The organism is Variovorax sp. KK3, from assembly GCF_001984055.1.
Classification (GTDB): Bacteria; Pseudomonadota; Gammaproteobacteria; order Burkholderiales; family Burkholderiaceae_C; genus Variovorax.
In genome coordinates, this window is the sequence record NZ_LYVO01000140.1 from 1 (window position 1) to 9,192 (window position 9,192).

A 9,192-nucleotide genomic window follows, 5' to 3' on the forward strand; every position below is an offset into this window, starting at 1 on the left:
GAGGCCGCGTGCGGCTGCACGCGACGGCCGTCGGCGGCGAGCCGAACACCGGCGCCATCGCAGTGGCCTCGGGCAGCCGCATCAGCGCTGATGCCACGGTGGTCGGCAACGGCGGCGACATCCGTGTCATGGCCGAACGCACGCTGCGCGCCTACGGCACCCTCACGGCCAAGGGCGGCGCATGGGGCGGCAACGGCGGCTTCATGGAAGCCTCGGGCGGCTATGCCGTGCCGGCCGGCGACAACAACGGCGGCATCGACCTCACCGGCATCCGCACCGATGCCTCGGCGCCCTACGGCAAGGCCGGCGAATGGATTATCGACCCCTTCGACGTCACCATCGTCAACGGCGCGGCCAGCGGCAGCTTGACGGGCAATCCCTTCGTGCCGCTGGGCACCTCGACCATCCAGGACGGCGACATCAATGCCGCGCTCAACAGTGGCACCAGCGTGCGCATCACCACCGGCGATCCCGGCGTCGGCAGCCCGTTCCTGGGCGACATCGTCATGGACGACGTGCAGATCGAATACAGCGCCGCCAAGGGCCCGGTGACGCTGCAGCTCGACGCGCACCGCAGCGTGCGCGGCAACGGCGCCTCGGTCATCGCGTCGATCGGCGATCCGCTCAACGTGGTCTTCAATGCCGACGTCAACGGCGGCGGCGCAGCGACGGGTGGCGGGCAAGTCAGCTACAGCGGCGACATCTTCACCAACGGCGGCAACGTCACCATGAACGGCAGCTGGGCCAATGCGAGCAACGGCATGTGCAGCGTCTGCCTGACCTTCGCGACCATCGACACGCGCACCGGCAACCAGCAGTTCATCCCTGGCACGCCAGGCGTGTACACGGGCGGCAGCGACGCCGGAACCGGCGGCAACGTGTCGCTGCGCGGCATCAGCACGCTCGGCGACACGGTCAATGCGAGTAATGGCGCGGTCTACATCTTCAACAGCGTGATCAGTACCGCGACCGGCAACATCACGATGTTCGGCAGCCATGCCAACGGCAGCGGCGTGCAGATCCAGAACTTCGGCTTCTCCGACACCATCAGCACCACCAGCGGCAACGTGTCGATCACCGGCATCGGCAGCTACACGGCCAACAGCACCGAAGCGCCGGGCCACGGCGTGGTGATCAACGGCGAGACCATCCGCACCGTCGACGGCAACATCACGGTGACGGGCCGGCGCCTGGCCGGCGGGCCGGCCGTCGGCGACGGCGACGGCGTGCTGATCCTCGACGGCGGGCTGCTGCAGACCACCGGCAACGGCGACATCCGCGTCACGGGCCAGTCCGACGGCAACGGCGCCGGCATTAATGTCGCGCTCGGCGCGGCGACGCTGCCCGACGGCGCCATCGAGAGCAACCGCAACGTGGTGCTGCGCGCGGTCAACAACGGCAGCACCGACGCGCTGGTCATCGCCGGCACGGTGGAAGCCGCCAACGTGCTCGCCTTGCGCCCTGGCGGCGTCGATCTGGCCGGCAACCCTTTCGACCGCACCGACGTGCCGATCTTCCTCGGCGGGGCGGCCGCCACCGGCTTCGGCGTGTCGGCCGCCGAGTTCGGCAACATGGCCGCACCCACCTACGTGGTGGGCAGCAACACACATGCGGCCAACATCACCGTGCAGGCGCCGTTCGCGCTGCCTGCGGCGCTGACGCTGCAGAACGGCGGGGGAGGCGGCATCCGCCTGGCGGCGCCCGTATCCGTGACGCAGCTGGGGCTGCTGAGCGCGGGCGACATCACGCAGGCAGTGGGCACTTCGATCACGGCCAACGCCCTGCTGGCGCGTTCGACCGGCGGCAACGTGCTGCTCGGGCAGCCCGGCAACAACGTCGCGGTGGTCGGTGGCGGTGCGGCCGGCCGCTTCGAGTACGTCGACGCCAATGCGCTCACGCTGGGCTCGCCCACGGTCGTCGGCATGGACGCGGCCTCGAACCTTCCGCAGGCGGTCACCGGCGGTGCGGTCAACGCGGGCCAGGCCTTCGTGCGTGCGCTGACGGGCGACCTGTCGTTGGCCACCGACGTCGCCACCACCGGCGGGGCCGACCTGGTGGCGGCGGCACGCTTCCAGAACCTCGGCGCCTACGGCATCACCGGCGCACCCTGGCGCGTGTGGGCCGACACCTGGGTCGGCGAGACGCGCGGCGGCCTGTTCGGATCGGGGCTGCTGCCCAACTACTACAGCTGCGCCTACCTCGGCCTGTGCACGGTGACCGTGTCGCCGACGGACAACCACTTCGTCTATGCGCAGCAGCCGACAGCCACCGTACAGATCGCCAACGCCTTCCGCCCGGGTGCCACGGGCAACCCGCAGTTCACGTACAGCCTCACGGGGCTGATCCTCGGCGACACGAGCGCCGGATTCGCCGGCGTGCTGAGCACCCCGGCGCTGCCTTCCAGCCCGCCCGGCAGCTACCCGATCAACGGCACCTTCACCTCGGCCGCGGGCTATGCGGTGAACGTGGTGCCGGGGACGCTCACCGTGGCCGGCATGCCGGACCTGCTGAAGCCCGACATCGTGCGCGAGAACCCCAGCACCTGGCTCTACGACCGCAACATCGGCCCCGTGCCGATCTGCCTGGCCACCGGCCCGCTGGGAGGCGACTCTGCTGCGCAGGGCGGCGACGTGCTGGCCCGCGAATGGTCGCGCGTGCGCTCGCGGCCGAACATCACGAGTTGCATCGACACCGAGCGGCGCAACGGGTGCGGGGATTTTTGACGCGGGCTCAACGGCCTTCGGCGGTGCGCTCAGGCTGCGCCAACGGGTGAGTCGTAGCTCGCCTGACGTGCGGGCGAGCGAGCTGATGGGAACCCCGGGGTCGCAACAGGTGACTCAGTCGCCGCCGCCCTCTTCGCGGGAGGCCGATGCTCGGGGTTGCCGCGTGGAAGCAAGGGTGACCTCGGACGTTGAATCAAAACTCCAGAACTCCAGAAACATGCAACTCGGCTCGACCTATCAGGTCCGCAACCTCCTTTTGCCCTCACAGGTCTCCATCAAGAAAATCGGCAGCTGGCCAGAAGAAAACCTGCAGCTTTCCAAGCACGCAGTCGCTCATGTCCGGGGGCTCCTGACCCATGGAACGAATGCCGTGCGGGACGCCAAGCTCCAGAAGCCCGAAGGCTTGGGCTTCAGGAAATTTCTCCACGAACAAATGACCGAGCGATTGCAGACGGGCATCAACACGGGAGAGTACACGTTGCGGTATCGGTACATCGACGGAGTCAAACACAAATGCATCCGCAGAGCCGATTTCGCGGCCATCCAATACGAACTCCTCAAAGAATTCGGGTACGGCCATGCTGATGAACTGGCCTCTGCCACCTATTGCTTCCTGCAGAAACTGGAGGCTCAACGGCCCGAGCATGACCGGCGCTTGATCGAGATCTGCGCGGTCGGTGACATCGGGCCGTATTACGTGGAAGGGCACAGGTTAGTGGTCATCGGAAGGGATCCTCATTCCGATCCGAAGGACGCGAGCACTTGGGGCCCGAACGCCGTGATATGCGATGCCTGGGCCAATGAGGCATACGGGGTCACGGAATTCAGAAGCAAGCAGCTGCAGGACGACATCGCGCATTGGGGCGATGATGTCGGGCACTACCTCAGCGGCGAACTGAACGTCTTTCCGGAAGAAATCCGCGTGCCGATCGGCTACTTCTGAGTTCGTCCGGCGAGCGCCTCCTCACCAGCGCTGTCGAGTGGTGGCGGGTGAAGGACGGCGGCTGCGCAGATCAGCCCGTGTAGACTGGCGGGCTTTTCGACCCGACAGTTTTTGTGCAAGTGTCACAGCGCATAGGTTTCACCGGCTCGGCGCTCACTCGCATGCTCGCCCGGCTCGGCGACACGGAGGCACGGCCATCGGGGCCCGGCTTCGCGGACCGTCTCGGCGAATGGCTCGGATGGACCGATGCGATTTCCTTGTCTGCCGCCTTGGGCGGCAACGCCGGCGCGGTTCCCTCCACCCCCGCGGCCGCCGGCGCACGCGTCGACACCGATGCATTGGCAACCGAATGCAACGGCCTGCGGCAGGCGCTGGCGAATGCGATATCGGCCGACAGCGTGTTCACCACACCCATCGACGACGCGGCCACCGATTTTCCGAGCTACCGCCGCGGCTACCACGACCGCCAGCAGACCATGGAGATGGCCATCGGGCCGCTGCGTGACCGCCTGCGTGCCGTGCTCGCGGCGCGCTCGCCCGAGTCGGCACGGCTGGCCGCGCTCGATGGCGTGATGGGGCAGGTGCTGGGCGTGCAGGAATACAACCTGCTCGCAGGCGTGCCCGCACGGCTGGCCAGGCACTTCGAGCGGCTGCGCCGGGCCGCCACGCCGCCGAACGAAGAAGGCGGCGACGCCACCGCACCCGGCCCGTGGCTGGAACCCTTTCGCCAGGACATGCGGGCCCTGCTGCTCGCCGAACTGGACTTTCGATTTCAACCGATCGACGGGCTGCTCGAAGCCCTTCGAACGAGCCCTCCGACAGAGCCCATCAGGCCATGACCAGATTCATCCACCACCTCGTCTTCATCGCCGGCCTTGCTGCCGTGTGCTGGGTCGGCGCCGGCTACGTCGGCACCAGCGCATTGGCGCTCGCCATCACGCTGCTCGTCGGCGCCTTCTACCTGCTGGGCGCTTTCGAGCTGCATCGCTACCACCAGGCCACGGCCACGTTGTCGAGCGCGGTGGCGGACCTTGCCGAGCCGCCGGCAAGCCTGGCGGCCTGGCTCGATCGCCTGCATCCGTCGCTGCGCAACGCGGTGCGCCTGCGCATCGAGGGCGAGCGCGTCGGCCTGCCCGGGCCCGCACTCACGCCGTACCTCGCCGGCCTGCTCGTGCTGCTGGGCATGATGGGCACCTTCCTCGGCATGGTGGTCACGCTCAACGGCACCGGCCTGGCGCTCGAGAGTGCGACCGACCTGCAGTCCATCCGCTCGTCGCTCTCCGCGCCGGTGAAGGGCCTGGGCCTGGCCTTCGGCACCTCGGTGGCGGGCGTGGCGGCGTCCGCGATGCTGGGCCTGCTCTCGGCTCTGCACCGGCGCGAACGCATGCAGGCCGGGCAGATGCTCGACACGCGCATCGCCACCACGCTGCGCAGCCATTCGCTGGTTCATCAGCGCGAGGCCTCGTTGGCGCTGCTGCAGCGGCAGTCCGAACTGATGCCCGAGCTGGCCGATCGCCTGCAGACCATGATGGCGAGCATCGAGCGGCAAAGCCTCGCATTGAACGAGCGTCTCGCGAGCGGACAGGAGCAGTTCCACGTGCGCGCCGAAGCGGCCTATACCGGCCTGGCCGATGCCGTCGGCCAGTCGCTCAAGCAGAGCCTCACCGAAAGCGCGCGTGCCGCCGGTGCGACGATCCAGCCGGTGGTCGAGGCCACGATGGCCGGCATCGCACGCGAGACCGCCGCGCTGCACGACGCCATCGGCCAGGCCGTGCAGCAGCAGCTCGACGGCCTGTCGACCCGGCTCGAGAGCAGCGCCACCGGCATGGCGGACAGCTGGAAGGGCGCGTTGGCCGAGCACCAGCGCACGAGCGGCGCGTTGTCGCACGACCTGCGCACGTCGCTCGACCGCTTCGCGCAGACCTTCGAGCAGCGCTCCGAGGCCCTGGTCGCCGATGTCGCCGGCCAGCTCGACCGCACGGTGGGCAAGGTCTCGCAGACCTGGGGCGACGCGCTGGCCGAGCACCGGCAGTCCAGCGGGCAGCTGTCGGCCGACACGCAGCGCGCCTTGTCGGCCGCCGCGTCCACCTTCGAGCAGCACGCGGCTTCGCTGCTGGCCACGGTCGACAAGGCGCATGCGTCGCTGCAGACCGACGTGGCCGAGCGAGATGCGGAACGCTTGTCGGCATGGACGCAGGAGCTCGCGCAAATGACTGCCGGACTGCAGCAGGCATGGCAGCAGGCCGGTGCCGAAAGTGCCGAACGCCAGCAGCAGCTCGCCGATTCGACGGCACGCGCCGCACGCGAGATGACGGCCCAGGCCGAAGCCCATGCGAAGAACACGATCGACGAGGTCGCGCGACTCGTGCAAGCCGCATCCGAAGCCCCGCGCGCCGCGGCCGAGGTGATCGGCGAGCTGCGCCAGAAGCTCGAAGGCAGCATGGCGCGCGACAACGCGATGCTGGAGGAGCGCAGCCGCATCCTCGACACGCTCTCGACCTTGCTCGATGCGGTGAACCATGCCTCCACCGAGCAGCGCTCGGCCATCGACGCGCTCGTCGCCACCTCCGCCGACCTGCTCGATCGGGTCGGCAGCCGCTTCGCCGAGCAGGTGGACGCGGAAGCCGGCAAGCTCGCCACGGTCGGTGCGCAGCTCACCGGCAGTGCCGTCGAGGTCGCGAGCCTCGGCGAGGCCTTCGGTTTCGCGGTGCAGCAGTTCAGCCAGTCGAACGACAAGCTGGCCGGCCAGCTGGAGCGCATCGAAGGCGCGCTCGGCAAGTCGCTCGAACGCAGCGACGAGCAACTGGCCTACTACGTCGCGCAGGCGCGCGAGGTCATCGACCTGAGCATCATGTCGCAGAAGCAGATCGTCGACGACCTGCAGCAGTTCGCGGCCCGCCAGCCTGCCGCTGCGGCCGAACCTACCGAGGCCGCCGCGGCATGACGCGCGAGGAACTCGACGCTGGCGTCGACCCCGGCGTGCCGGTCTGGGCGGTCTTCGGCGACCTGATGTCGGGCCTGCTCGGCGCCTTCGTGCTGATCCTCGTGTACGCGCTCGGCATGCAGCTGGACCTGGCCACCCGGCTGGAGTCGGAAGTCAAGCAGCGACAGGAAGAATCGCAGCGCCGGCAGACGCTCGAGAAGGCGCTGGCCGGCCCGCTCGCGCAAGGACGCGTGACATTGGTCGACGGGCGCATCGGCATCAGCGGCAGCGTGCTGTTCGCCTTCAATGCAGCCGACATGCAGCCCGAGGGCCGGCAAGTGTTGCGCAGCCTGGCCGGCCCGCTGACGGCATACCTGAAGGAGCGCAACGAGATCCTGATGGTGAGCGGCTTCACCGACGACCGCCAGATGCGCGACGGCGCGCGCCGCTTCGCCGACAACTGGGAGCTTTCGGCCCAGCGCGCGCTGACGGTGACGCGCACGCTGATCGAAGAGGGCGTGCCCTCGTCCTCCGTCTTCGCCGCCGCCTTCGGCGCCGAGCAGGCCGTGGCGTCGAATGCCGATGCCGAGGGCCGATCGAAGAACCGGCGCGTCGAGATGGCGCCCATGCCGCGCCCGTCCCATGGCAACGCCAAGCCACGCGAGTGACGCCGGCGTCGCGAACGCCGCGGCGGCGACGCTCGACGCGTGGCGTGCGCGCGGGGATCACCGCGCCGATCCGGTGCGCTTTCGCTTCATGGAAGCCTTGGCGCGGCGTTCGGCCGGTCATGAAGGCGAGGTGCGGCGCATCCTCGACGCGCGGCTCGCGACGCTGGTGGCTGCGTACCGCGAGCATCTGGAGCAGCGCCGCAGCGCCGGCACCGGCAGCCGCAAACCGCTCGAACAGCAGGCGCCGCGCAGTGCGCTCGCCGAACTCGTCGATCACATCGGGCGCCATGCGCCGGCCGTCGTCGATGCATCCGTCGATGCATTCGCTGCGGGCGAAGGCCCGCCTGGCCGCTCCGACGTGCCCGAGCTCAAGACGCTGCGTTACTTCAAGAGCACCTGGACCCGCCTGAGCGCCGATCGGTGGCTCGCGCAGTCGCGCGCGAAGGTGTCGGAGAAGGCCGGCCCGTTGAACACCGAGCAACTCCTGCATCGCACGCTGACGGTGATGCGTCAGACCTCGCCGGGCTACCTCGACCGTTTCATGGCGTACGTCGATGCCCTGTCGTGGCTCGAAGACAGCCAGAGCCTCGCCGCCGTGCCGGTCGCTGCGAAGCCCGTGCCCAAGCCTGTTGCCAAGCCCGCTGCGAAACCCGCTGCCAAACCCGCTGCGAACACGGCGCGCGCCGGCGGCGCGAAGAAGCCGACGCGCCGCAAGGGCGCCTGATCGCGCCGGACCGCGAAGTCAGCGGTTCGCAGCGCCGGACATCAGCCCACGGCCGTAGTCGCCGGTGTATGCCCGCAACCCCTGGTGCGCCAAGCGCGAGCGCGTATCGACGAACACCTGGCCTCCGGTGGCCTGCCAGCGCCGGCAGAACGCGTAGTCCTCGCTCAGGTAGCGCCCGTTGCCCGGTTCGGCCATCAGGTCGAAGAACCGGTAGTGCGGCCAAGCGCGCGAGGCGGTGTCGTCGGTGGGTGCATCGGGCGTGTAGCGCAATTCCGGGTACGCCGCGGCCATGCGCTCGAACACGTTGCGCGCGATCAGCATGAAGCCGGTCGGCGCGTCCAGCACCTCGACGAAGCCATCGACGTCCACGGCGCCCCGCGGCGCATTGGCCGGAAAGCGCGCATGCAGGGCCTCGAACTGTTCGCGCGTGGTGCCCGCAGGCAATGCCGCGCGCAATCCTTCGGTGGGCCAGCCCTCGGTCTTCAACGGATACACGCCGGCCACCACCTCGCGACCCGCGAGCAGCAGGCGCAGCGCGGCGTCGGGCTCGAAGCCGATGTCGGCATCGATCCAGAACAGATGGGTCCAGCGCGTGTCGGCCATGAACTCCGCCACCATGCGGTTGCGCGCCCGCGGGATCAGGCTGTCGCCGTCGAGAAAGCGCGTCTGCATCGCGAAGCCGTGGGTCCACGCCAGGTTGACTAGGCCGAGCAGGCCGCGCACGTAGATCGAACTCATCGCACCGCCGTAGCTCGGCGTGGCGACGAAGGGGCGGATGTTCTTCAGGGCCGACAGGTCGAGCATGGCGCTGTGGGGTCCGCGCCGGCTCAGCTCGGGATGCGGCCCGCGCGCTTGGTCGACAGCAGCGCCCGCAGCTTGGCCGGCGCCACCGGTTTGGTCAGCAGCCGCACGCCGCGCTGGCGCAGGCGCTGCAGCACTTCGGGCCCGGTGGCGCCTGACACCAGCACCGCCAGCACGTCGGGCTGCAGGCGTCGCGCGGCCTCGATCACTTCCATGCCGTCCTCGGCATCGGCCAGTTGCAGGTCGCACAGCAGCACGTCGAAGCGCGAGTCCGCCTCGGCCAGCCGGCGGATGGCTTCGCTGCCGGTGTCCACGCATTCGACCTCGCAGTTCCATTGCGTGAGCAGGGCGCGGCTAGCGTCGAGAATGGCGGGGTCGTCGTCCACCACCAAACAGCGCAGGCCCGCCAG

The 9,192-nt window shown here is 69.2% G+C and carries 8 protein-coding genes; 6 read left to right on the forward strand and 2 right to left on the reverse strand.

Features of this window, described 5'->3' with window-relative positions; translation table 11 throughout:
• From B0W80_RS35815 to B0W80_RS33180, 6 genes are all read left to right on the forward strand, one after another.
• Positions 1–2,723, forward strand: a 2,723-nt coding sequence (locus tag B0W80_RS35815) for an S-layer family protein (RefSeq protein WP_306171889.1), incomplete at its 5' end; no start/stop codon positions are given.
• Between the two features lie 217 nt (positions 2,724–2,940).
• Positions 2,941–3,666, forward strand: coding sequence for a hypothetical protein (locus tag B0W80_RS33160; protein ID WP_077003394.1), 726 nt, complete (start codon positions 2,941–2,943; stop codon positions 3,664–3,666).
• Positions 3,667–3,827: 161 nt separating this feature from the next.
• On the forward strand, positions 3,828–4,505 hold the full coding sequence (locus B0W80_RS33165; protein ID WP_256856758.1) for a DUF3348 domain-containing protein: 678 nt from the start codon (positions 3,828–3,830) through the stop codon (positions 4,503–4,505).
• Positions 4,502–6,610 carry a DUF802 domain-containing protein gene (locus tag B0W80_RS33170; protein WP_077003396.1) on the forward strand — a complete coding sequence of 703 codons (2,109 nt, stop codon included), beginning with the start codon at positions 4,502–4,504 and terminating at the stop codon, positions 6,608–6,610. The genes B0W80_RS33165 and B0W80_RS33170 overlap by 4 nt, the downstream gene beginning before the upstream one ends.
• Positions 6,607–7,257 carry an OmpA family protein gene (locus B0W80_RS33175; protein ID WP_077003397.1) on the forward strand — a complete coding sequence of 217 codons (651 nt, stop codon included), beginning with the start codon at positions 6,607–6,609 and terminating at the stop codon, positions 7,255–7,257. The genes B0W80_RS33170 and B0W80_RS33175 overlap by 4 nt, the downstream gene beginning before the upstream one ends.
• Entirely contained in the window at positions 7,232–7,981 is a 750-nt protein-coding gene (locus B0W80_RS33180) for a DUF2894 domain-containing protein (RefSeq protein ID WP_077003398.1), read from the forward strand. The genes B0W80_RS33175 and B0W80_RS33180 overlap by 26 nt, the downstream gene beginning before the upstream one ends.
• Positions 7,982–7,999: 18 nt before the next feature.
• Here B0W80_RS33180 and B0W80_RS33185 read toward each other — a convergent pair whose 3' ends face one another.
• Positions 8,000–8,785: a hypothetical protein gene (locus B0W80_RS33185; RefSeq protein ID WP_077003399.1), complete on the reverse strand. Its 786-nt coding sequence runs from the start codon at positions 8,783–8,785 to the stop codon at positions 8,000–8,002.
• Between the two features lie 23 nt (positions 8,786–8,808).
• The coding region (locus tag B0W80_RS33190; RefSeq protein WP_143684897.1) for a response regulator at positions 8,809–9,192 on the reverse strand (384 nt) is incomplete at its 5' end.

Excerpts from the sequence above, each read along its gene's own strand:
- B0W80_RS33170 (WP_077003396.1), top strand. The coding sequence starts at position 4,502 with ATGACCAGATTCATCCACCACCTCGTCTTCATCGCCGGCCTTGCTGCC.
- B0W80_RS33180 (WP_077003398.1), top strand. The coding sequence starts at position 7,232 with ATGGCAACGCCAAGCCACGCGAGTGACGCCGGCGTCGCGAACGCCGCG.
- B0W80_RS33160 (WP_077003394.1), top strand. The coding sequence starts at position 2,941 with ATGCAACTCGGCTCGACCTATCAGGTCCGCAACCTCCTTTTGCCCTCA.
- B0W80_RS33165 (WP_256856758.1), top strand. The coding sequence starts at position 3,828 with ATGCTCGCCCGGCTCGGCGACACGGAGGCACGGCCATCGGGGCCCGGC.
- B0W80_RS33175 (WP_077003397.1), top strand. The coding sequence starts at position 6,607 with ATGACGCGCGAGGAACTCGACGCTGGCGTCGACCCCGGCGTGCCGGTC.
- B0W80_RS33185 (WP_077003399.1), bottom strand. The coding sequence starts at position 8,785 with ATGCTCGACCTGTCGGCCCTGAAGAACATCCGCCCCTTCGTCGCCACG.